The sequence below is a fragment of the Halopenitus persicus genome, assembly GCF_900107205.1.
GTDB classification, from domain to species: domain Archaea; phylum Halobacteriota; class Halobacteria; order Halobacteriales; family Haloferacaceae; genus Halopenitus; species Halopenitus persicus.
The window spans coordinates 63,856-85,547 of the sequence record NZ_FNPC01000006.1 but is presented as its reverse complement, the minus strand read 5'-3'; the positions used below and the strand labels follow the sequence as shown (position 1 = coordinate 85,547).

Here is a 21,692-nt window from a genome sequence, read left to right as displayed (position 1 = left end):
CACCCCTGGTCGCCGGTCCCGTATCGCTAGTCACCTGGCCAGCACCGCGAGCCGCCGACTCGTCACCGTCCGCTGCTGTCCGTCTCGACCCGGTCCGCGAGCCACGAGCCGGCCGTTTCGCCGATCCGGTCCGTGCGGCCGACGAAGAAGTGGTCCGCCTCGAGCTCGACGAGCGAGACCGCATCCGTCCCGTGATCCGCCGTACGCTCGCGGGCCGCCTCGACGACGGGTTCCCACTCCGCCGTGTCGTCCCGCGTCCCGTAGACGACCTGTAGGGGCACTGCGATTCGGTCGACCGCCGCGGCCGCGTCGACGTCCGGCGTCAGCCGGCGGGCCGGCGCGAGCGCCGAGACCGCCGCAACGGGCGAGGCCGCCGCATCGGCCTCGTGATCCGCAGCCGCGACGAGGGCCAGACAGCCGCCGAAGGAGTAGCCGAAGAGGCCGACCCGGTCGTAGCGGTCGCCCGCCCACGCCAGCGCGTTCCTGACGTCGGCCAGCTCGCCGGGGCCGCCGTCCCACGCGCCGTAATCGAACCGAAGGCAGTCGACGCCGCGGTCGCGGAGCGTCGTCGAGACGGCTTGGAGGCGCCCGTCGTGGCGAGTGCCGCCGTGTTGGGGGTGGGGCGGGCAGGCGACCACGCACGCGGTCGCGCCGTCGCTCTTCCGGTCGCGGTCGCTCTCCCGTTCGTGGTCGCTCTTCCGGTCGTGGTCGCTCTTCCGGTCGTGGTCGCCATCCCGTTCGTGGTCGCTCCCGCGGGCACGATCGAGGCTCGCCCGGACGTCACGGGCACCAGGGATCAGGACCGTCTCGGGGTCGACGTCGCTCATCCCTCGACCTCCCGTTCAGGGAACCGGCGTGACGCGGTCAACGCCCTCGAGCGCCTCGATCCCCTCGACGATCGCGTCCTGGTCGGCGTCCGCCTCGTAGTAGAAGACCAGATCGAAGGTCCCCTCCCGGAGCAGCTGTTGGCACTCCCAGACGAACGACTCGTCCGCGATGGTGCGGCCCTGGAACTGGTTCGAGGAGAAGTTCGAGTCATCGTTGCCGGCCTCGATGTAGGTCTCGCCGGATCCGGCCGCCTCGGCGATCACGTCGTTGATCGCGACCGTCAGCTCGTGCATCTCCAGGTCCGACTGGCCGTCGTACGTCGAGTGGACGATACAGCCGATCAGCTCGATGTCCCCCGGCTCGATCAGCGCCATCGTGCGCTGATAGAGGTCGTCGTCCAGCGTCTCGCTCATTGTCGGCGGTTCGACCGCCGCGGATAAACGGGTGGCGATCCGACCGTCGGTCGAACGATGCCTCCCGACCCGGATTCCGGCCCGAACGGTCCGAACAGGGCGGACGCGATGAACGCCGACTGCTCGGCGTCCGACCCGCCGGGGGCGGCCCCGGAGCGTTCGGTCCCCGACGATCGCCACCGTTGGCGATTGCCGGCACGCGTCGCGCTCCTCGTGCTCGTCGTCTCGATCCTGCCGGTTCCCGGCAGCGGGACCGGTGACGGTGGCTCCGAGGCCTTCCCCGTCCTCTTCGGCCTCGATCCGTTCGTCGCGAGCCATCTCCTCGGCTACGCGATTCTCGCGGTATGCTGTCTGCGAGCGCTTGAGGCTGGTGGAACCGCGTTCTCGGAGCGGTCTCGGCTTCGTGTTCTCGCGGCCGCCGTCTTCCTTTCGGCGGGCTACGGCGCGCTCGTCGAGCTGCTTCAGGTCCCGCTTCCGTGGCGATCGGGCGGGGCGATCGACGCCGGAGTCAACGCGGTCGGCGCGTTCCTCGGCGTCGCCGTCTATTTGGCCGGTCGGTGGCGCAATCGGTCCCGATGAGGAGTCGGCGGCTTCGGTGCCGATGACGCAGTTGGCCCCGTCGCCGATCCAGCCAAACTGTCGGATGGTTGTCTTCTCTTGCGAGCCGTGATTCGGCCGTGGCCCGACCGTACTCCGGCGGTTCCTGCCCGCGATCGCCGTGTGATCCCGGTCGGCCGTTCGTCTCATCGAGCGGACCGTTCGTGGAGCGCGACGCCGGACGGACAGGCTTATTGTGGTGTCACCCACGGCTTTCAGTATGGACTACGACCAGGTTCGGGAGGCCGACCCCGCGGTCGCCGACGCGCTCGAGGGCGAGGCCGAACGACAGGAACGGACGCTCGCGATGATCGCCAGCGAGAACCACGCCAGCGAGGCGGTGCTGGCGGCCCAGGGCAGCGTCCTCACGAACAAGTACGCCGAGGGGTATCCCGGCTCGCGATATTACGCCGGCTGCGAGTACGCCGACGACGTCGAGGAACTCGCGATCGAGCGGGCGCAGGAGCTATGGGGCGCCGAGCACGTCAACGTCCAGCCCCACTCCGGCACGCAGGCCAACCAGGCCGTCTACTTCGCGATGCTCGAGCCCGGCGACCGGATCCTGTCGCTGGATCTCACCCACGGCGGCCACCTCTCCCACGGCCACCCGGCCAACTTCGTCGGGCAGCTCTACGACGTCGAGCAGTACGAGGTCGACCCCGAAACCGGCACCATCGACTACGCGGGGCTCCGCGACCTCGCGGAGTCGTTCGACCCCGACATCGTCGTCTCGGGCTACTCGGCGTACCCGCGCGAGGTCGAGTGGGACCGCATCCAGGTGACCGCCGACGCGGTCGACGCCTACCACCTCGCCGATATGGCCCACATCACCGGGCTCGTGGCCGCGGGCGTCCACGACTCGCCGGTCGGGACCGCGGACTTCGTCACCGGGTCGACCCACAAGACGATCCGCGCCGGCCGCGGCGGGATCGTGATGTGCGGGGACGAACACGCCGACGCGATCGACAACGCGGTGTTCCCGGGCGGCCAGGGCGGCCCCCTGATGCACAACGTCGCCGGGAAGGCGGTCGGGTTCAAGGAGGCCCTCGAGCCCGAGTTCCGGGAGTACGCCGAGCAGGTCGTCGAGAACGCGCGGGCGCTGGGCGACCGGCTGGCCGACCACGGCCTCTCGCTGGTCTCGGGCGGCACGGACACCCACCTCGTGCTCGTGGACCTGCGCGAGTCCCACCCGAACCTCAGCGGCGGCGACGCGGAGGACGCGCTCGCGGCCGCCAACATCGTCCTCAACGGCAACACGGTCCCCGGCGAGACGCGGTCCGCGTTCGACCCCTCCGGGATCCGGGCCGGAACCGCCGGGCTCACGACACGCGGGTTCGGCGTCGAGGAGATCGAGGAGGTCGCCGACCTCATCTACCGGGTCGTCGACAACCACGACTCCGAGGACGTGATCTACGAGGTCGGCGAGCGCGTCGAGGAGCTCTGTGCGGCGCATCCCGTGTACGACTGAGACGACCGGATACGACCGGGATGGAACCGCAACCGGCGCTGACCGACGATCCGGCCGCCGCGATCCCCGACCCTTTTGAGGCCGCTCGCTGAGATCCGGATATGACCGAGATCATCGACGGCAACGCCGTCGCCGCGGACGTTCGCGCCGCGATCGCCGACCGCGTCGAGACGCTGACCGATGCCGGATCGCGACCCGGTCTGGCGACCGTCCTGATGAGCGACGACCCCGCCAGCGAGACGTACGTCTCGATGAAACAGCGCGACTGCGAGGAGGTCGGCATCGAGGGGATCCATATCGAGGTCGACCCCGAGGCGCCCGCGGACGAGCTCTACGCGACGATCGACGAGCTGAACGACGACGACTCCGTCCACGGCATCCTCGTCCAGCTGCCCGTCCCCGACCACGTCGACGAGCGCGAGGTCCTCCGCCGGATCGACCCCGAGAAGGACGTCGACGGGTTCCATCCCGAGAACGTCGGTCGGCTCGTCGCCGGCCACGCCCGATTTAAACCGTGTACCCCCCACGGCGTCCTGAAGCTGCTGGAGGCCCACGACGTCGAGACGGAGGGCGCGGACGCCGTGATCGTCGGCCGGTCCGACATCGTCGGCAAGCCGATGGCCAACCTGCTGATCCAGAAGGCGCCCCAGGGGAACGCCACCGTCACCGTCTGTCACTCCCGGACCGAGGACCTGGCCGCTCACACCCGGAACGCCGACATCGTGATCGCTGCCGTCGGCGTCCCGGAGTTCATCGACGGATCGATGATCCGGGAGGGCGCGACCGTCATCGACGTCGGCGTCAACCGGATCGAGACCGACGACGGCGAGGGAACCGAGCTCGTCGGCGACGTCGAGTACGACTCCGCCGCCGACGTGGCTGGCGCGATCACGCCGGTCCCCGGCGGCGTCGGCCCGATGACCCGCGCGATGTTGCTGTACAACACCGTCAAGGCCGCGAGCCTGCAGACGGGCGTCGAGATCGAGCTGCCTTAAAAGGGGCTGCGGATCGGGCCGGCCGAGGCCGACGCCACTTATAAACTCTCGACGAGAAAGCGGTCTCACGCCGTCGAACGCTGCCGTTCAGTGTCTGAAAACGTAGATCCCGTCCGGCCCGTTCCCCAGACAGAACCGTGAACCGTCGGTTTCCGGGAACGTCGTCGTCGCCCGTTCGGTCACGAACAGCCGCGTGAACGGCTCGCCGCAGGCCGGACAGGCGACGTCGTCGCGGTTCTCGTAGAGCTCCGTGTCGCCGGCGTTCCGCAGCTGCTTCAGCCGGTGGCGATTGGCGTGGACGTCGAAGTCGACGGTGGGCATCCTTCGGGGAGCGTTCGTCACGATGGCTTAAAAGGTCGATCGGAAGCGAGGCGACGACACCTCAGACGACGGGCTCCGAGAGCCGGTCGCGTGCGCTCTCGAGGGCGTCCGGCCGGCCGGTTCGGAGGTAGCGGCCGAGGTCGTCGGCCGCTCGCACGAGGGTCTCGGCGGTCTCGGGGTCGACGTCGCCCTGGAGGGATTCGACGCGTTTGCTCCGGTCGCGGAGCGATTCGAGGACGTCCCGAGTCGCCTCGATGTCGCGGTCCTCGTCGGTCGCCTCGGCCCCGTCCGCCTCGGCCCCGTCCGCATCGTTCGCCTCGGCCCCGTCCGCATCGTCCGCCTCGCCCGCATCGTCCATCTCGTCCGCGGCCAGGTCCTCGAGGTGGGTCCGCAGGTCCTCGCGATAGGCCTCCACCGCCTCGACCGCAGCGAGCCCGCGCGCCGCGTGGAGGTTCGGGGGAACGTCCTCCGGCGCCGGCCGGTCGCCCTCGTCCGCCCCGGCCAGCAGGCGGAGGAGGTACTCACGGTCGCGCTCGTCCGGGTCCGGGAGGCGGCCGACGGCGTCGACGACCTGCAGCAGCTCGTAGGCCGCCAGCAGGACGTCGTCGTCCAGTCCCCGTAGCTCGCCGCCGTCGATGAACCCGCGCTTGCGGACGTACTCGCGGAGGTCGCGTTTGAGGTCGTCGACGCCCTCCGCCGGGAGCGGCCCGCTCGCCTCGCCGAAGCGGGCGCGGTGGGCCGTCAGGTCGAGTTCCGCCGGCGAGTCCGTGTGGCGGCGGCGCCGTGCGATGCCGACGCTCCGGACGCTTCCGCACTCCGGACACGCGATCTCGCCGGTCTCGTAGTAGGACCACTGGGTCCCGCAGGACACGCACTCGCGTTCGCCGCGGACCTTCATCGTTCGATGGTTGCCGGGCGAGCCCTAAATGGTTGCTCACACGGGATGGGTCACGCTGCCGGCGCGGCAACGTGACGGTTCACGCCGCCGCTCGGGACCGCGTTAGCCGAAGGTGTCCACGTACTCGGCGGCGTAGCCGAACTCGCGCTCGTAGCCGTACGCCGACAGGAGGACCGGATAAAAGGGCTCCTCCGCGACGATCGATTCCCCGTCCGCGGCCGCGAAGCGTTCGCCGGCCGCGACGCGCTCGAAGTTGTGCGCGAACACCTCGTACTCGTCGGCCGGCGGCTTGGGGATCCTGTCGTCGAGCCGGAAGACGTCGACGTCCTTCCGGCCGCCGGCGTCAACGACGCCGTCGGCGCCGGGCGCCGACAGCGCGCCGGTCGCGGCCAGAAACGCGCGCACGAGCCAGTAGGCGTTGTCGGCCGCCTCGTCGGTGCCCTGGAGGCCGCACTCGACCTCGATCGTGTGGGGATGCTCGATGAGCCGGCCCTCGGTGAACGCGTCGGTCTGGACGACCACCTCGACCGGGAGGTGGGGGGCGACGCCACGGGCGACCTCGTCCATCGTGTCGATGACGGCGAAGGGTTCGGCGTACGACTGCGTCGAGTGGAGCGCGAGGGTGGTACACCCGGTCAGCTCCGAGGTGAGCCGGTGGGCGAGCCGCCCCTCGTGGGTGTCGGCGTCCGGATCGCCGGGGAAAACCCGGTTGAGGTCCGTCTCGAGGTAGCGCTCGCCGGCCGCGAGCGCCTCCTCGTTGGCGACGATCAGCTTGACCGGCCGCTCGTACTCCTCCTCGTCCGCGAGGAGCCGATCGACCGCGCGGGGGCCACAGGGTTCGTCCCCGTGGATCGCCGCGACCACCGCGATCTCGGGGCGACCGTCACCGAGTTCGAGGACGCGCATACCGTTCCTATCGGCCGGGCGGGTAAGTGCGGATCGGATCCGGTGGGTGTCCGGTCCCGACGACGGTTGTCCGGTCCCGACGACGGTTATCCGGTCCCGATTCAGGTCGGCGGCGGTCAGCCCTCGAGTTCGTCGACGTACTCGTAGTCCACGGGATACGCGTCGGGACGGGCGTCGTCGATCGTGATCCGCCAGTCGTCGATCGCGGTCGGGTCCTCGAGGGCGGCCCGGATCGTGACGCGCACGTCCGCGACGTCCACCCCGTAGAAGTCCTCCGGGACGCCGTGGAGGTACGTCAGCGCCGTTTCGAACAGCGACCGCATCCCGTCGTCGTTCCCGAAATCGGCCCGCTTGTGCGCCCCGGCGGCGACCTGGACCATTCCGTGGAGGTAGGCCGACTCGGTCGAGCCGGACCCGTAGTTGAACCACTCGTCCTCGAAGCAGTCGTGGGATTCGTGGTACGCGCCCGCGTTGAACAGCCGCACCCCGTGTTCGGTCGCCCGCCGGAGCGTCGCGTGCTCCCAGACCAGGTCGCCGCGGCGCCACCCGGTCGGGTTTCCCAGCGGCGGAGCGACGCCCGGGTCCCGGGTGTGGTCGTCCATACCGATCGGTGGGACTGCGACGGGCCTAAACGCTACGGGACTCGGGTATCGATCCGGAACCGGAGCCTTAAACCCGGACGAGGGCGTCAGCCCGAGATGCGTGCGAGGGTAGCCAAGCCGGGAAACGGCGGCGGACTCAAGATCCGCTCCTGTAGAGGTCCGTGGGTTCAAATCCCTCCCCTCGCATCGCCGGGGTCACCCCCCGTGATGCGGAAGGGCGCTCTCGGAGCGTTCTTCCCTCGCAAAACTTCACATACCACTCTCAACCCGTGAGCCGTGACTGGGTCGAGCAGATATTGATGACGCTACGCGGGATACCGACCATTCCGATAGATCTCATTGATTTTCGGTGGACGACAGAGACACTCCACTGTTTCACGTGAAGCAGACTGAAAGCGGAGGCTGCTTCGTCTTCGGGGACAGGGACACACCACTCTTACAAGTGAATACCAGCCGGGTGAGGGTCTTTTTTGTTCACTTGTAAGAGTGGAGTGTCGACGTCCACGGAACACGACCTGGATGTCGACGAGAGTTCCCGATCGACTACACGACGTCGTTTATAGCAGCCATCCGTCGTATCGTGTCGATCTCGCTGTCGAGCCGGAGAACGTCTGCCATTGCCTCAACGGCGCTTGAAAACGGAACGTCCAGTTCGTAACTGTAGTAGTTTCCTCGTGATCCACTTCGATTCTCGGATGCGGAGAGGATTCCGAGCATTCGGAGATCGGAGAGGTGATTATGAACGGATCGCTGTGTAAGAGGCTCGCTCCCTGATGACTCACAGAGCGTGACGTACTCCGTGTATATATCCCGCCCCCGACACGGCGTTTCCTCCTTCGCACTTCTTGAGGCGACTGCCAACAGCGCAAGTCGGCCGTGTGGCGTTAATTCCCGCATTCCCTCCTCGACGCGTTCCTGTTCGAGTTGTGAGCGAGCGGTTTCAACGTGAGCGCGTTCGATGTGGTTCGCCTCTCGGTTTTCCGCAATCTCGCCGGCTAATCGGAGGAGATCCAATGCCTGTCTTGCACTCCCACTATCACGGGCAGCGAGGGCAGCACAGAAGTTCAACACGCCCTGTTCAATGGCACCATCGACGATCGCGATCTCCGCACGTGACTCGAGAATATTCTCGAGCTCTGGCGCCTCATAGGGCGGAAATTGGATCTCTCGCTCACAAAGCGTATCCTGAACCCGGGGATCGAGCTGTTCACGAAACTTGAAGTCGTTGCTGATGCCTACTACACCGACTTTCGTCGACTCAAGCTTACCGTTCGCCCGTGCACGTGGTAATTCGTAGAGGAGTTCGTCACGATCTCCGATCGAATCGATCTCGTCGAGGGCGATCAGGATCGTACCACCGATCGCCTCAAGTTCCTCGTATAGCTTTTTAAAGACGGTTTGTTGTGGATATCCTGTTGAGCTGATCTCTCGTCCCGTCGGACGTAACTCGTTCACGAGTTCGACCGCAACCTGATACGAAGAGTTTAGCGTCTTACAATTCAGTGAAATGACGGAGAGTTCAAGATCATCATAGCTTGACACGTCCTTTTGGAGTCTCTCGAGTAGATAGTCGGTGACGGCGGTCTTCCCCACACCGGTGTTCCCATAGATGAAGATGTTATTGGGCTCCCACCCATCGACGACGGGCTGTAACGCCTCCATATACTCCTCGATCTCCTCGTCACGTTCCTCGATCCGATCCGGTTGATAGGATTCGTTGAGGGCATCCTTGTTCCGGAAGATGTTCTGCTTTCGTTCGAAGCGATGCATACCTCTGCGTTTCCGTAGTGATATATAAAATCACCTTTTCAACTCTTTCAAGTGAATGTGGAGCATTTCTTTCACTATGGTGACAGATAGGAACCAATTATCGACGCGGAATAAGCCTGAAACCCTTATATCCTCGATAACAGGGGTATATTACGGATCGAACACACCACACTTGCAAGTGAAGCGGCGGAAGATACGACGTACTATCCTCACTATCTCATTCACTCCACAATTTCTTCTAAAGCGTTGATATTTCTTTGTGTGACGATCACCGATCTCATCGCATTCCAATATTCTCCCCGACTGTTGTCCCTCCATCAACACTCCGCTTCACGTGAAACGGTGGAGTGTCTCTGTCCAGTATGATCGCCGGAGGTACCTCTCGAGCTTGGACTCACTCCCTCGAGTCGAAAAGTCGATCCCCCACAGACGACCCTCGGTCCCCTTGTACACGTTGAGTGACCATCCCGACACAGTCCTGCCCTCCCGATCGATGCGTTAACGGGCGCGCCAACTCGAGTCCGGGTATGACCGACACCGTCGATCGAGTCACGGTGGCCGAGCGCGCGGCCCGGGCCGGGGCCCGCGTCGCCCACGAGCACTTCCGGACCGGGATCGCCGTCGAGACGAAGGGCGGGACGGCCGACGTCGTCACCGAGGCCGACCGCGCCGCCCAGCGGGAGGTCATCGACGTCGTGCGGGAGGACTTCCCCGAGGACGCGGTCGTCGGCGAGGAGGACGACGAGCTGAAGGCGGTGCCCGACGCCGGCGCCACCTGGATCGTCGACCCGATCGACGGGACGACCAACTACGTCCGAAACGATCCGGTCTGGGGGACCGCCGTCGCGGCGGTCGTGGATGGCGAGCCCGTCGCAGCCGCCGTCGCGCTGCCGGCACTCGAGGACGTCTACGTCGCCGGCGAGACTGATGCCGTCCGGAACGACGAGCCGATCGCGGTCAGCGACGTGACCGATCCCGAGGCCGCCCTCGCCGCGCCGGCGATGTGGTGGCCGATGGACCGCCGCGAGGAGTACGGAAACGCGTGCGCGGCGCTGCTCGAGCGCTTCTGGGACATCCGGCGGATCGGCTCGGCTCAGGCACTGCTCGCGGGGGTCGCCCACGGCAGCATCGACGGCGCGATCACGAACGTCGTCCCGCATCCCTGGGACTCGGTCGCGGGCGTTCACCTGATCCGGCAGGCCGGCGGCACCGTGACCGACCTCGAAGGCGACCGCTGGCGACACGACTCGACGGGACTGGTCGCCTCCAACGGCGAGATCCACGACGAGCTGCTCGCGGCAGCCGCCGAGATCGACTGAGTCGAACCGCGTCGGCGGTCGACTCATTCGACGGTCGACTCATCCGGCGGTCGACTCATCCGGCGGTCGACTCATCCGAGCCGTATCGAACGGTCGAACGCGATCGCTATTCGGGCTCGTGGTATCGGACCGATCGGCAAAAACGCCGCCCTCTCGACGGGATGACCCGTCGCTAGCGAGCGTGAACGTTGCGAACGCGGTCGCCCGAAACCGGACCGGGGTGGCGCGTCGAGAACTGCAAACCGTCAGCGTGACGCTGGCGTCTTCGGAGTGAACGGCCTAGTTGCGAACGACGTTCGTCGCGCGCGGGCCCTTCGGGGCGTCCTCGATCTCGAACTCGACGTCCTGCCCCTCCTCGAGGTCAGGACCGCCGACGTCCTCCATGTGGAAGAACACGTCGTCGTCCGCGTCGTCAGTCGAGATGAAACCGTAGCCGCCAGTGTCGTTGAAGAAGTCAACCGTACCTTTCGACATTGCAACTGAAGACAGGCCCCACCGACGGTTAACACTTGTGCGACACGTGGTACCGTGGAGGGATCTGAAAATTCAGATTTCGGAATTTTCACGCGCCGATCGGCTCGATCTCAGCCGATCCTTGATTTTTCGGCGGCGTGAGAGTTCGATGCACGTCCGGAAGGATGGTCGACCACATCCGTCTCAGATCCCGAACGTCGCCCGTAGCATATCCCGCGTTCCCGGGCCGAGGCCGACGGCGAGGACGGTGATCAGTAGCAGGACCGTGTACCGCGGCGACTCGGCGAACATCTCGTCGTTGAACACCCAGACGACGAACGTCGCGGCCGCGAGCTTCACGATCAGGAAGGGCCAAGCGTCGCCGGTCACCGCAAGCACCGACGCCGGCAGCAGCCGCGCGGTCCAGTCGACGATCGCGGCGTTGACCACGTGCTTCGGAACGAGGTTCGGGCTTCCGGCGAGAACGGGCATCCAGTCGAGGCCGATGACGTTCGCCACGCCGTCGATCGCGTGTCCCCAGATGATCACGAGCCCGATGTACCCGGTTCCGTCGTTGATCGACGGTTCGTACCGCTCGATCAGCCACCAGGTCACGCCGGTCGTCGCCGTGGCGATCGTGAGAATGGAGCCGATCACCGCAGGATTGAAGCCGACGAATGACGTCGTCGCCGCGAGGTACCCGAGATAGCCGACCGAGGCGACGACCGCCACCGAGCCCATCGTGAACAGCGGACGCGCGTAGTCGTCGACCAATCCGCGGGCCGCAAGGGCGTACGCGAGGACCACGCAGCCGAGCGTGATCGCGAACACGGTCACGTAGATGAACGGGCTGATGAACAGCGCGGTCCAGGGTGCGGGGATCAGATGCTGGCCGCCCGCGTCGAGCGCGGCCACCCCCGCATCCTCGATCGTCCGCAGCGCGCCCCCGAGGAGGACGAACGGAAACAGCGCGAAGAAGAACCGTCGCTCCTCGCCGATCCCGAGCCGGCGGAGCAACAGGAGGACGCCGATCAGCGCGAACAGCAGGATGACGATGTACGAGACCGTCGAGACGATCGTGTACCCCGGCGAGGCGACGACCGCGTCGGCGGCCGCCGCGGCCTCCGCGCACGCGTCCGAGGAGTAGAGATACTCGGTTCCGCCGCCGCGGCGCACCGCGCAGGCGGCGCCCTCACCGTCGGCGACCACGGGCCCCCAGAAGTACCGCCAGAGGAAGCCGTCGTAGACGGTCCGCGGGAACAGCGCCGCGCCGGCAGTCAGTCCGACCACGATCGAGATCAGGGTCGCGATCCACGCCACCTCGGGAGAGACGTCGAGGCGGTCATCGAGCCAATCGCTCATTGACTCACAAGCGAACGAGCGGCGGGTTGAGCGTTCCGGTCACGATTGCAGCGCCTCCGGTCACGATTGCAGGCCGCCCGCGTCCGTCTCCGTGTCCAGCACGAGCGTGGTTCGCGACCGCATCACGTCCTCGATCCCGGGGATCCGGTCGTGGACGAGCGTCCGAAGCGCGTCGGTGTCCTCGACGACGATCCGGAGCACGAGGTCCCACTCCCCGGCCGTGAGGTGGCGGTCGCGGACCGCGTCGATGTCCGCGAGCGCCGCGAGGACGTCGTCGACGTTGCGCTGGGTCACCTCGAGCCCGACGAGCGCCTCGACGTCGTAGCCCAGCGCCGGGGCGTTCACGGCGGCGTGATACCCTTCGATCACGCCCGCGTCCTCCATCCGGTTCACCCGGTCGCGAACCGAATCGCTCGTTCCGTTCACCCGGCGTGCGATCTCCGAGAAGGGGGTTCGGGCGTCAGCCCGGAGAACCCGAAGGATCGCTCGGTCCGTCTCGTCGAGATCCATACCGTCGTGACGGCGGGAACGACCTTTGGCGTTGCGACGCGACGCCGAATCGGCTCCCCGTTCGCGGGCGACTTCCCGTTCGCGGGCGACCCCGCGACCGGCTCGCCGCGATCATCCCGCAGCGTCCGCAGGCGGTTTCGCGGCCTACTCGTCCGCAAGCGGGTTCTCGAGGTCGATCGCGCCGGCGTCGAGTTCGGCCTCGACCTCGCGGGCGGCCGTCACCATGTTCTCGGTCTTGCCGTAGGCGATCTCCCGCGGCAGGAGCTTGAGCCCGCAGTCGGGCGAGATCGTGAGCTTCTCCGGCGGTACGATCCGCAGCCCCTGTTTGATGTTCCGCTTGATCTCCGCTACCGACTCCACCTCGGCGGTGTGGGCGTCGACGACGCCGAGCGCCAGGTCCGGCTCGAACTCGGGGTCGGTGAACACCTCGACCTGCTCGTAGTCGCCGTTGCACAGCTCGACGTCGAACTCGTCGATCGGGAAGTCGTTGAGCTCGGGGTAGATCCGCGAGTAATCGCCGTAACAGACGTGCAGGCCGATCCGGACGTCGTCGTCGATCCCGGCGGTGATCCGGTCGAGCGCCTCGTGGACGATGGCGTGGTCCTCCGGCGTGGTCGCCAGCGCGGGCTCGTCGATCTGGATGTACTGCGCGCCGGCCTCGACCAGCGCCTCGACCTCCTCGTTGACGAGGTCGGCCAGGTCGTACACCAGGTCCTCGGTCGTCTCGTAGGCCTCGTTGAACGCCCAGAACCCGAGCGTGTAGGGCCCGGTGATCGGGACCTTGACCGGCCGCTCGGCGACGTCGCTCGTGAACTCGAACTCGTCGACGAGCCAGGGCTCGTCGTACTCGACCGGCTCGACGACGGACGGCTTATCGAAGTAGTTGTGGCCCCACACCTTCACCGGGCCGTTGAACTCGTAGCCCGGAATGCGGTGGGCGAAGAACTCGACCATCTCGTTGCGGCGCATCTCGCCGTCGACGACGGTGTCGAGCCCGGCCCGCTCGTGTTCGTGGGTGATGAGCCGGCAGGCGTCGTCGTGGGCCTCGGCGAGGTCGTCCGCGTCGAACTTCGAGTCGGGGTCTTCCACGAGGTCGTCGGCGCGGTTGAGCCACTTCGGCTTCGGGTACGAGCCGACGACGGTCGTCAACAGGAAGTGGTCGTTCGGATGCGATTCCGGGCGGAACTGGTCGCGGTTGGCGTCGGGGACTCGGACCATCAGGATAGCACCTCCACGCCCGCGGCGAGGGCGTTCAGCTTGGCTTGATACTTGTTCTCCGGCAGGTAGAACAGCTCGGTGTTCGAGGTGACGTAGGTCGTCTCGAAGTCGCCGACCGGCAGCTGGTCCTCGAACCACTCGACGCGGTCCGCGATCGTCTCGGGCTCCTCGACGAGCGTGTTCTGGCCGTCGACGACGCCGAGCGCGACCGAGTCCGGCGCGCCGTACTCCTGGACGTTGTACACCGAATCGTCCCGGTCACCGGCGACGAGGTCGATCCCGACCGCGTCGATGTCGGCGTCCAGCAGGTGGGCGTACGGCTTCTCCGGGATCGCGCCCCAGTAGGTGTGCACCACGACGTCGGCGTCGGTCGCCGACGCGACGCGGTCGATCGCCGCGCTGGCCTGCGCATCCACGCCGTCGGCGGGCGGCTGCTCCACGAGCGACGGCTCGAGCAGGAACAGCGTCTCGTGCGCGCCGAGCGCATCGACTTCCGCCGCCAGGAACTCGGCGATCGTCTCGCGGAACGCCTCGGCGTCGGCGTCCGTCTCGTTCGTGGCCAGCTCGGACAGCGAGTACGGGCCCGGAAGGACCGCCTGGAGCCCCACGTCGTCCGGAACGTGCTCGGCCGCGGACGACAGCTCCGCCGCGACGTCGCCGCTCGCCGTCGGCTCCGAGACGACCCGCGGGTCGCGGTAGAAGTTGTTGTTGTCGTAATAGCGGACGATCCCGCCGGTCTCGACGCCATCGGCGACGGTCAGCGGGTGGGCGATCATGTCGTCCCACCGCGGCTGTCCCTCGACGACGCGGTCCAGCCCGGCCTCGAGCTGGTCGTCGATCAGTTCGGCTCGGACGTCGGCGTACGTCGAGACGATCTCCGGCCCCTCGTCGCCGCTGAGGAGGTCACCCTTCTGGTGACCCTTCAGATCCGAGAGGGTTTCCTTCGCCCAGTCCGGGAGCGGAAACAGCCCCGGCGTGGTCGCGACACGGTTAGTCATCGCCGACGCTTGGATATGCCGTAGTTTAATATTTTCTAATACAACTTATTCCCAATGGTAATCACCCGCTCGGTCATCCGCGTGGGTTTCGCTGTAGTCACGGGATTTCTCCCATGGTGACGTGGTCGTCAACGGGAAGCAGTCGTCACCGTCGCGTCAGGCGGAGTATCGAGAGCGTCTCGAAGGGATACGACTCCTCCCGGACGACTTCGTGGGCGAAGCCGGCCGCCTCGACGCGGTCGATGACCGCCTCGTAGCCGGTCAGCGAGCTCACGAGCAGCAGGACGCGCCCGTCGGGGGCAAGCACTCGGCCGACGTCGTCGAGGAAGGGCTCGATCAGCTCGCGACCGGTTCGCCCGCCCGACAGCGCCGCCTCCATCCAGTCGTCCCACTCGTTGTCCGGGTCCGTCGGCAGGTACGGCGGATTGAACGCGACGGTGTCGAAGACGCCGTCCCGAAAGGGGTCGAGCAGGCTCGCACGAACCACTTCGAGGCCGCGCTCCCGTGCCTGCTCGCAGGCGTGTGGGTTCACGTCGCTCGCGACGACCTCGAGGTCGCCGTCCGCGTCGGCCTCGGCGATGCGTTCGGCGACCCAGCCCGACCCGGTGCCGACTTCCAACACGCGGCCGGTCGCCTCCGCGATCGCGGCCTCCGCGAGCAGACCGGAGTCCTCGGCGGGCTGGTAGACGGTCGTTTCCGTTCCGCGGCGCTCGGCGAGGTCGGTCACTCGTCGCCTCCCGCCCCGGCGTCGCCGTTTCGACCGCCGCCGTTCGCGCCGGTGACGTCGCTTCCCGACCCGACCGTCACCGAGAGCCCCTCCGACCGCGCGCCGTGGGTACGCTGCGGGAACGGGATCGTGATCCCCTCCTCGCGGAAGGCCCCGTGGATCGCCGAGATGACCGCCGTCTGCGTGCGCCACCGCTTCCGGGCGCTCGGCTGGTCGATCCAGAACCGAGCCCCGAGGACGACCGCCGAGTCGCCGAACCGCTTGGCGACCACCTTGGGTCGCGGTGCGGTTCGGACGTTGTCGATCCCGGCCATCGCCTCCTGTGCCACCTCGGCCGCGTGGTCCGGGTCGTCGTCGTAGTCGATCCCGACCTCGACCTCGATGCGGAGCCGTCCCTTGCGGGACCGGTCGATGATCGGGTTGTTCGCGATCCGGTCGTTCGGGATCGTGACGTATTCGCCGTCGAACGTCTGGATCCGCGTGTGGAAGATCGTGATCTCGGTGACCGTCCCCTCGTTCTCCTCGAACTCGATCCAGTCGCCGATCTCGAAGGGCCGCGAGAACATCAACACGATCCCGGCCAGGACGGACCCGAGCGTCTGGCGCGCCGCCATCCCGACGACGATGCCGAGGAAGCCGGCCCCGACGAGGAGGCTGCCGAGGTTGTCGGTGAACAGGCCGATGACGATCAGCCCCGCCAGCGAGTAGACCCCGAGCTGGGTCAGCCGGTAGATGATCTGCTTTTGGTGGGTCGAGATCGTCTTTCCGGTCGAGACGACCTCGTGGATGATCTGTCCGAGGAAGTCCGTCAGCGCGTACGCGCCGCCGAGCACGATGACCGCGAGCACGATGTTCGGCACTTGCTCGGCGAGCGCGAGGCTGCCGTAGGCGGCCACGAGCTGGTCGCCCAGTCCCCAGAGCCCGACGACCGTGAGCACGCCCGCGGCGGTCGACGCGGCGATCACGCTCGAGAGGGCGAGCCGTTTCGTCGTCCCGAGGTCGCCCGTCTGGGCGCGCCGATAGCGTCGCACGAGGTACCGAACGGCGATCACGACGACCGCCACGCCGACGCTCGCGACCGCCCGCTCGAGCGGTCCGAGCGCGACCCGTCCGTTTCCGGGCCGGATCGTGTCGTTCACCAGGAGGGCGTCCGTCACGAGCGCGGGCATCACGGCGGCCATCTCCGTCGTCGGCGCGAGGAACGCTCCGAGGCCGGTCATCGGCGGCGCTCCGTCGCTGGTTGGGCCGTCGACGTCGATCGGTCACCTACGGTCACTGTCGGCCGTTCTTGCGCGTGCTCACTCAAGAAGCTTCACACTCGCCCCGGACGCCACCGGTCGACTCCTCGTGCTCCCCCCGATTCGACCGTTACCTCTCCCCTTCCGGTCGGCTTCGTGCTCGTCCTCGACGGCTCCCCGTGCTCACTCTTCGGTCGGGGTCCCGTGCTCGACGGCGACCGCCGCTATCTCGGCGAAGGTGGACGGATCGAGATCCCCGGGGCGCTTCCGGAGCAAGTCCTCGTCGACGGCCTCGACGACCGCCTCCGGCGTCGCGAGGCCGGAGATGTGGCCCGTGTTCCGGATGGCGTTTCGGACCGTCTTCCGGCGCTGGGTGAACAGCGCCTTGACGAACCGCAGGAAGAACGCCTCGTCGTCGGCCTCGTACTCCGGGTCCCGCGGGATACAGCGGACGACCGCGCTCTCGACGGCGGGCTTCGGCTCGAAGGCCTCCCGGGGGATCCGCTCGACGATCTCGACGTCCGCGTAGTGTTGCGCCGAGACCGACAGTCGCCCGTACTCGCTCGTCCCCGACTCGGCGACCATCCGGTCCGCGAACTCCGCCTGAAAGGTGGCCACCAGCGGCCGCTTCTCGGGCAGCAGTCGAAAGGCGATCTCCGAGGAGACGCCGTACGGGAGGTTCGAGACCGACGCGGTGAACGGCGGCAACTCGACGTCGAGGGCGTCGCCGGCGACGACCGCAAGCCGGCCGTCGGCGACCGCGTCCGCGAACTCCGTCTCGAGGAACGACGCGTACCCCTCGTTGCGTTCGATCACGGTCAGCCGTCCGTCCGCGGGCAGCGAGGCGAGCAGGCGGTCGGTGAGCGCCCCCGCTCCCCCGCCGATCTCGAGGAGGTGGCTTCGGTCCGCCGCGTCCGGAAGGTACGTCGGGATCCGGTCGAGGACGCGGTCGTCGACGAGGAAGTGCTGGTCCTGGTCGGGGTCGACCCGGAGGCCGGCCCGGCGGATCAACCCGTCCGGATCGCGGTCGCCCGGCTCGGGATCGCTCGGCGAGTCCGTCATACGGCCGGCTAGGCGAAGCGCCCCGGTAAACGTCCCGTTTCGGTTGAACCGTCCCGTCTCGGCCGAACCGTCCCGCTTCGGTCGGTCCGCTCTCCGACCGCGGTCAGGCTGCCGACCGTCGCGGCGGTCGCCCGGTCCGTCGTCGCGGCGGTCCGTCGGTCGACGTCGTGACGCTCGCTTGGTCACTCCTCGCGGCGGTCGACGAACACGCGGTACTTCAGGTCGTCCTCGCGGATCTCCTCGATGATCCGCTCGACCAGAACCTCCTTTGGTCGGTGAAGCCCGGAGATCCGGTCGGCGATGTCCTCGAAGCTCTCGAAGGGGCCGCGCTTCCGCTCGTCGAGGACGTTGTTGCGCAGCTTCTTGCCGATCCCGGGCAGCAGGTTGAGCCGGTGGAGCCGCAGCGTGATCGGCTCGGCGTCGTTGTAGAAGTCGACGAACCGGCGCTCGTTCTCCTCGACGATCTGCTCGACCGCGTACTCGATCTCGGCGGCCGCGTTGTGGGTCAGGTCGTCGTAGTCGACCTCGCGGTACCGCGAGACGTCGTCCGCGCGCGGCTCGAGGGCGATCCGGTCGCCGACGGAGCGGTCGGCGTCGTCGGTCAGCGTGAGCTCGAACAGCCGAAAGTCCGCCTCCCCCAGCGCGTACGCGATCGGCGACTTCTGGTACTGGGGCCGGTCGTCGCCGGGGCGGCCCTGGGGTAACACGTCGAGCGCGACCGCAAACCGGCGGTCCTCGTCGGCGGCGTCCGCGGACGCGTCGGCGGCCGATCCGCCGTCCTCGGAACGCCCCGTGTCGTCGCCGGACTCGGCCTCGGTCCCGCCGTCCGGGAGCACGCGCGAACGCTGGGGTTCGTTCATACGCCTTGCTATGGGAAGGTGACACTTAAAAATCGCCCGCCACCCCGCGGATCCGATCTCCACCACGAGATCGCGGCCCTCGTATGGAGCCCGATCGTCGTCCGTCGCGGCTCGCGGTTCGTTCCGGGGCCACTGCGCAGTCCGTCGGGTTCGGACGCCGGATCGGCGACCGTTCCCGCCGCGACCGACTCAGGCGTACTTCGCGACGACGTTCAGGATCTCGTCGAGCTGGTCGCCGTCGAGCGAGTACCGCTCCTGGGCGAACACCGAGCGCAGCTCGGTGCGGTCGCCCGGCAGCAGGTCGGCGATCTTGATCGCAGCCTGCTCGTCGACGTACTCGAGGGCGGCGAGCTCCTCGACGAGTTCGCGGGACTCCTCGGCCTCGAGAACCGCGAAGCGGTTGACGTGCTCGATGGCCCGCGCGAGCTCGTATCGCAGCTCGCGGTCCTCGTCGTCGGCCCGTTCGGCCTCGATGTCGACGAGGATCTCCTTGGCCTCGGCCGTCGTGATGGTCTCCTCCTCGAGCTTCTCTTTGAAGATCGTCATAGGGCGCTCTCAGTTCTGTGCGCGCAGGTGGGCGGCCGAGACGATGAGCGTCTTCTCCTTGCCGCCGTCGGTGATCTCGACGGTGAACGCCGAGCCCTGCTTGCCGGTGACGGTCCCGGTGTGGCCGTCGAACCGGGGGTGGAAGCGGCCCGACCGGACGCTCGGGTCGATCTTGAGGTGGACCTTCTGGCCCGGCTCGTACTCCTGGATCGCTCGCTGCGGCGGGGAGGTCCCGCGCTCGCGCGGCGTGTTCGAGAGCTTGTTGCGCGTCGCTTTGTTGGGCCCGTTGGAACTCGGCATAGTCGTGGGACGGTCTACCGCCGGCGCGGTTATAAATGGTGCGTTACGCGCCGCGCTCGGGAGGCGCTCACAGGCGATGTGGCGTTCACGGGTCACGGGCGACGTGGCGTTCACGGGCGATGTGGAACGTCTTCCCCGTCGTACGGCCTGCCTCCCCCGGTCAATCGGTCGCCCACGGGATGGAGAGCTCCGATCGTCGCCCGTCCAGGATCTCGAACCGCTCGCCGCGCCGCCGCTCGAGCCAGTGCAACAGGCGGGCCGCCCACTCGAGTTTGCGCGCCTTCGTCCCGCTCACGGTCGGGTCGGCGAAGTCCCACCCGACGAAGCGCAGCGCCGCGGCGCCGGCGTGGTCCGCGAGGAACGCCGCCCGGTCGCCGTCGGTGAACCCGCCGACGTTGACCACCGGACCGCACGGCGCGGCTTGCGTGGTCGCGAGCACGTGCTCGGCCTCGAACCGCGGGAACCACTCCCGGACCGCCGAGACGTTGTCCCCGTGTGCGTGCGCGGCGACCGGCGTTCCCGCCTCGCTCAGCCGCATCGCCGTCCCGGGATTCTTATCGAGGTCGGTGACCATCACGTCGACCGCGATCCCCGCCTCGGCGAGGACGTCGACCGCGGTGGACGCGGCGACGACGGCGTCCGCGTCGGCGGCCCGGTCGAGGGCGTCGGCGTCGGACAGCGACGGGCCGGCCCCCGCGATCGCCACGGTCGCGTCCGCAAGGACGGAGAGCCGGCCAGTCGGGAACGGGGTCGCGAGCGTCGCGGCGACGTCGCGTGCGCGCTCGTCGGCGGCCCGGTCGAACCCGAAGTCAGCCAGGATCGCCTCGTAGGCCGGCTCCCACGTCTCGAAGTTCATTCGGTCCACCCGTCGATCCGCGGCGGTTTCGGGAGCTTTGATCGGTTCGCGATGGCAGTCGCGATCGAGGGTGCCGCGGCTCGGGGTCGGTAATAGTGTGGGCCGAAGTGGCACAGTACGCCCCTATCCACGTGCCCCTTCGGCGTCCGGTCGAACCGTTTTCCATCCGATGGCATAAACTTTCTCTTACTTTTCCCATCCCGTCCGGTCGATCAGCCGTCCGATCGCGTTCCCGAGCGGAGCGTCCTCGCGCGGCGATCCGTCGTCCGCGACGCGCTCGTGAACGCGGCCGAGCGCGGCCGGGGTTCCGAGCAGGAGCCCATGCGTCGGCGTCCGCCCGGACCCGTCGGTCGCCGTCGCCTCCGCCTCCGTGCCCGCGGTCGCGGAGCCAGCCAGGGCGAACGCCGCGGCCGTTTCCTCCGTCGCCGACCGGAGCGTCCGAGCCTGCTCGCCGTCGAGCCCCGTCAGCTCGAGAACCCGAACGACGCTCTCGTCGGCGAGCGTCGCGGTCGCATCCAGCCGGTCGAGATGCCGCGTCGCCTCGCGCGGGGTCGTCACGTCGAGCTCCTCGATCCCGACCCCGTCGACCGTCTCGCGGTACCGCTCCCGGGCGAATTCGGCGCCGATGAGCGCGGCATCGCGGGTCTCGGCCACGTCGTGGGTCCGGATCACGTGGGCGCCGCGCTCGACCGCCATCGAGGTGGCCGCCAGCGACGCCGGCAGCGCAGCCTCGGTGTCGCGGCCGGGGATGTCCCGGAGGAAGTTCTTCCGGTTGATCGAAACCAGCAGCGGCCGCCCGTACCCCCGGAACTCCCGGAGCCGGCGGAAGGTCTCCCGGTCGTCGGCGAGCGTCTTCTCCTCGGTCCACCCGCCGAAGGCGGGGTCGATGATCGTCTTCTCCGTGAAGCCGTTCCGCGCCAGCGCCTCGTAGATCCCGTCGACGTCGGGGATCGCGCCGGGACGCTCGAGGTCCGGCGGCGAGGCCATCTTCACGACGGCGGCGTCGTGTGACGCACAGACGGCCGGCATCTCGGGATCCGCGAACCCGCAGATATCGTTGACCATGTCGAACCCGCGCCGGAGCGCCTCGTCGGCGACCTCGTGGTAGCGCGTCTCGATCGACCAGACGGCGTCGCCCGACGTCGACGCCATCGCCTCGAGGGCCGTCTCGAGGCGGTCGAGCTCCTGGTCGGCCGTGAGGACGTCGAACCGCTTGTTCGCCGACTCGAGCCCGACGTCGACGACGTCCGCTCCCTCGTCCACCAACTCCGAATCGACGTACTCAGCTGCCTCCCCCGGGTCGTCGAACACGCTCGGGTCGTAGGGCGACTCCGCCGAGACGTTGAGCACGCCCATGATCCGCGGCGGCCGCCCGTCGCCGATCTCGAGTCCTGCGGCGTCCACAGTTCGCATACGGATCGGCACGGCCGCGAGCACCATAGGCG

24 protein-coding genes and 1 tRNA gene are annotated in these 21,692 nt (G+C 67.9%); 5 read left to right on the top strand and 20 right to left on the bottom strand.

All coding sequences use genetic code 11. The features are described 5' to 3' along the window. Nucleotides 1-62: 62 nt before the first annotated feature. A complete protein-coding gene (locus BLV25_RS10985; protein WP_092733183.1) occupies nucleotides 63-827 on the bottom strand; it encodes a dienelactone hydrolase family protein in 765 nt (254 codons plus the stop codon). A gap of 15 nt (nucleotides 828-842) precedes the next feature. After that, nucleotides 843-1,241, bottom strand: a complete 399-nt coding sequence (locus BLV25_RS10980; RefSeq protein WP_021072760.1) for a DUF5778 family protein — start codon at nucleotides 1,239-1,241, stop codon at nucleotides 843-845. A 57-nt stretch (nucleotides 1,242-1,298) separates the two neighbouring features. On the opposite strand from BLV25_RS10980, the gene BLV25_RS10975 reads away from it, so the two are divergent. From BLV25_RS10975 to folD, 3 genes are all read left to right on the top strand, one after another. Beyond that, nucleotides 1,299-1,820, top strand: coding sequence for a VanZ family protein (locus BLV25_RS10975; protein WP_092733180.1), 522 nt, complete (start codon nucleotides 1,299-1,301; stop codon nucleotides 1,818-1,820). Between the two features lie 238 nt (nucleotides 1,821-2,058). Next, nucleotides 2,059-3,306, top strand: coding sequence for a serine hydroxymethyltransferase (glyA, locus tag BLV25_RS10970; RefSeq protein ID WP_092733177.1), 1,248 nt, complete (start codon nucleotides 2,059-2,061; stop codon nucleotides 3,304-3,306). Between the two features lie 101 nt (nucleotides 3,307-3,407). After that, a complete protein-coding gene (folD, locus tag BLV25_RS10965; protein WP_092733174.1) occupies nucleotides 3,408-4,301 on the top strand; it encodes a bifunctional methylenetetrahydrofolate dehydrogenase/methenyltetrahydrofolate cyclohydrolase FolD in 894 nt (297 codons plus the stop codon). 87 nt (nucleotides 4,302-4,388) lie between these two features. Here folD and BLV25_RS10960 read toward each other — a convergent pair whose 3' ends face one another. The 4 genes from BLV25_RS10960 to BLV25_RS10945 form a co-directional block, all read right to left on the bottom strand. Then, complete coding sequence (locus tag BLV25_RS10960) at nucleotides 4,389-4,622, bottom strand: DUF7385 family protein (RefSeq protein ID WP_021072756.1); 234 nt, start codon at nucleotides 4,620-4,622, stop codon at nucleotides 4,389-4,391. Nucleotides 4,623-4,683: 61 nt separating this feature from the next. Further along, nucleotides 4,684-5,520: a DUF7117 family protein gene (locus BLV25_RS10955; RefSeq protein ID WP_092733170.1), complete on the bottom strand. Its 837-nt coding sequence runs from the start codon at nucleotides 5,518-5,520 to the stop codon at nucleotides 4,684-4,686. 102 nt (nucleotides 5,521-5,622) lie between these two features. Then, the gene (locus tag BLV25_RS10950) at nucleotides 5,623-6,426 is read right to left on the bottom strand and encodes a M14 family metallopeptidase (protein ID WP_021072754.1); all 804 of its coding nucleotides are present in this window, start codon (nucleotides 6,424-6,426) and stop codon (nucleotides 5,623-5,625) included. Nucleotides 6,427-6,542: 116 nt separating this feature from the next. Next, complete coding sequence (locus BLV25_RS10945) at nucleotides 6,543-7,028, bottom strand: DUF309 domain-containing protein (protein ID WP_021072753.1); 486 nt, start codon at nucleotides 7,026-7,028, stop codon at nucleotides 6,543-6,545. 102 nt (nucleotides 7,029-7,130) lie between these two features. Between BLV25_RS10945 and BLV25_RS10940 the strand changes: the two genes are divergently transcribed. Next, a tRNA-Leu gene (locus BLV25_RS10940) sits at nucleotides 7,131-7,214 on the top strand. Between the two features lie 357 nt (nucleotides 7,215-7,571). On the opposite strand, the gene BLV25_RS10935 is transcribed toward BLV25_RS10940, so the two are convergent. Further along, a complete protein-coding gene (locus BLV25_RS10935) occupies nucleotides 7,572-8,798 on the bottom strand; it encodes an orc1/cdc6 family replication initiation protein (protein WP_092733167.1) in 1,227 nt (408 codons plus the stop codon). 527 nt (nucleotides 8,799-9,325) lie between these two features. On the opposite strand from BLV25_RS10935, the gene BLV25_RS10930 reads away from it, so the two are divergent. Next, the gene (locus tag BLV25_RS10930) at nucleotides 9,326-10,117 is read left to right on the top strand and encodes an inositol monophosphatase family protein (protein ID WP_092733164.1); all 792 of its coding nucleotides are present in this window, start codon (nucleotides 9,326-9,328) and stop codon (nucleotides 10,115-10,117) included. Nucleotides 10,118-10,396: 279 nt separating this feature from the next. On the opposite strand, the gene BLV25_RS10925 is transcribed toward BLV25_RS10930, so the two are convergent. From BLV25_RS10925 to BLV25_RS10865, 13 genes are all read right to left on the bottom strand, one after another. Then, nucleotides 10,397-10,591, bottom strand: a complete 195-nt coding sequence (locus BLV25_RS10925; RefSeq protein ID WP_021072750.1) for a cold-shock protein — start codon at nucleotides 10,589-10,591, stop codon at nucleotides 10,397-10,399. A gap of 183 nt (nucleotides 10,592-10,774) precedes the next feature. Then, nucleotides 10,775-11,932: a DUF63 family protein gene (locus tag BLV25_RS10920; RefSeq protein WP_092733161.1), complete on the bottom strand. Its 1,158-nt coding sequence runs from the start codon at nucleotides 11,930-11,932 to the stop codon at nucleotides 10,775-10,777. A gap of 60 nt (nucleotides 11,933-11,992) precedes the next feature. After that, nucleotides 11,993-12,442: an Lrp/AsnC family transcriptional regulator gene (locus BLV25_RS10915; protein ID WP_021072748.1), complete on the bottom strand. Its 450-nt coding sequence runs from the start codon at nucleotides 12,440-12,442 to the stop codon at nucleotides 11,993-11,995. 144 nt (nucleotides 12,443-12,586) lie between these two features. Further along, nucleotides 12,587-13,660, bottom strand: coding sequence for a methionine synthase (locus tag BLV25_RS10910; RefSeq protein WP_021072747.1), 1,074 nt, complete (start codon nucleotides 13,658-13,660; stop codon nucleotides 12,587-12,589). Continuing rightward, nucleotides 13,660-14,658, bottom strand: coding sequence for a 5-methyltetrahydropteroyltriglutamate--homocysteine methyltransferase (locus BLV25_RS10905; RefSeq protein ID WP_092733158.1), 999 nt, complete (start codon nucleotides 14,656-14,658; stop codon nucleotides 13,660-13,662). The genes BLV25_RS10910 and BLV25_RS10905 overlap by 1 nt, the downstream gene beginning before the upstream one ends. A gap of 145 nt (nucleotides 14,659-14,803) precedes the next feature. Next, nucleotides 14,804-15,385 (bottom strand): HemK2/MTQ2 family protein methyltransferase, encoded by a 582-nt coding sequence (locus BLV25_RS10900; protein ID WP_021072745.1) that lies wholly within the window; start codon nucleotides 15,383-15,385, stop codon nucleotides 14,804-14,806. Beyond that, nucleotides 15,382-16,605 (bottom strand): mechanosensitive ion channel family protein, encoded by a 1,224-nt coding sequence (locus BLV25_RS10895; protein WP_256335703.1) that lies wholly within the window; start codon nucleotides 16,603-16,605, stop codon nucleotides 15,382-15,384. Before BLV25_RS10895 ends, BLV25_RS10900 begins: the two co-directional genes overlap by 4 nt. A gap of 201 nt (nucleotides 16,606-16,806) precedes the next feature. Further along, nucleotides 16,807-17,685 (bottom strand): 16S ribosomal RNA methyltransferase A, encoded by an 879-nt coding sequence (locus tag BLV25_RS10890; RefSeq protein WP_092733155.1) that lies wholly within the window; start codon nucleotides 17,683-17,685, stop codon nucleotides 16,807-16,809. A gap of 182 nt (nucleotides 17,686-17,867) precedes the next feature. Continuing rightward, nucleotides 17,868-18,545 carry a DUF655 domain-containing protein gene (locus BLV25_RS10885; RefSeq protein ID WP_021072741.1) on the bottom strand — a complete coding sequence of 226 codons (678 nt, stop codon included), beginning with the start codon at nucleotides 18,543-18,545 and terminating at the stop codon, nucleotides 17,868-17,870. A 189-nt stretch (nucleotides 18,546-18,734) separates the two neighbouring features. Next, nucleotides 18,735-19,091, bottom strand: a complete 357-nt coding sequence (locus BLV25_RS10880) for an RNA polymerase Rpb4 family protein (RefSeq protein WP_021072740.1) — start codon at nucleotides 19,089-19,091, stop codon at nucleotides 18,735-18,737. Between the two features lie 9 nt (nucleotides 19,092-19,100). Continuing rightward, on the bottom strand, nucleotides 19,101-19,391 hold the full coding sequence (locus BLV25_RS10875; RefSeq protein ID WP_021072739.1) for a 50S ribosomal protein L21e: 291 nt from the start codon (nucleotides 19,389-19,391) through the stop codon (nucleotides 19,101-19,103). A gap of 160 nt (nucleotides 19,392-19,551) precedes the next feature. Further along, the gene (locus BLV25_RS10870; RefSeq protein WP_039400941.1) at nucleotides 19,552-20,247 is read right to left on the bottom strand and encodes a 6-hydroxymethylpterin diphosphokinase MptE-like protein; all 696 of its coding nucleotides are present in this window, start codon (nucleotides 20,245-20,247) and stop codon (nucleotides 19,552-19,554) included. 186 nt (nucleotides 20,248-20,433) lie between these two features. Next, complete coding sequence (locus BLV25_RS10865; protein ID WP_092733152.1) at nucleotides 20,434-21,660, bottom strand: dihydropteroate synthase; 1,227 nt, start codon at nucleotides 21,658-21,660, stop codon at nucleotides 20,434-20,436. Between the last annotated feature and the right edge of the window lie 32 nt (nucleotides 21,661-21,692).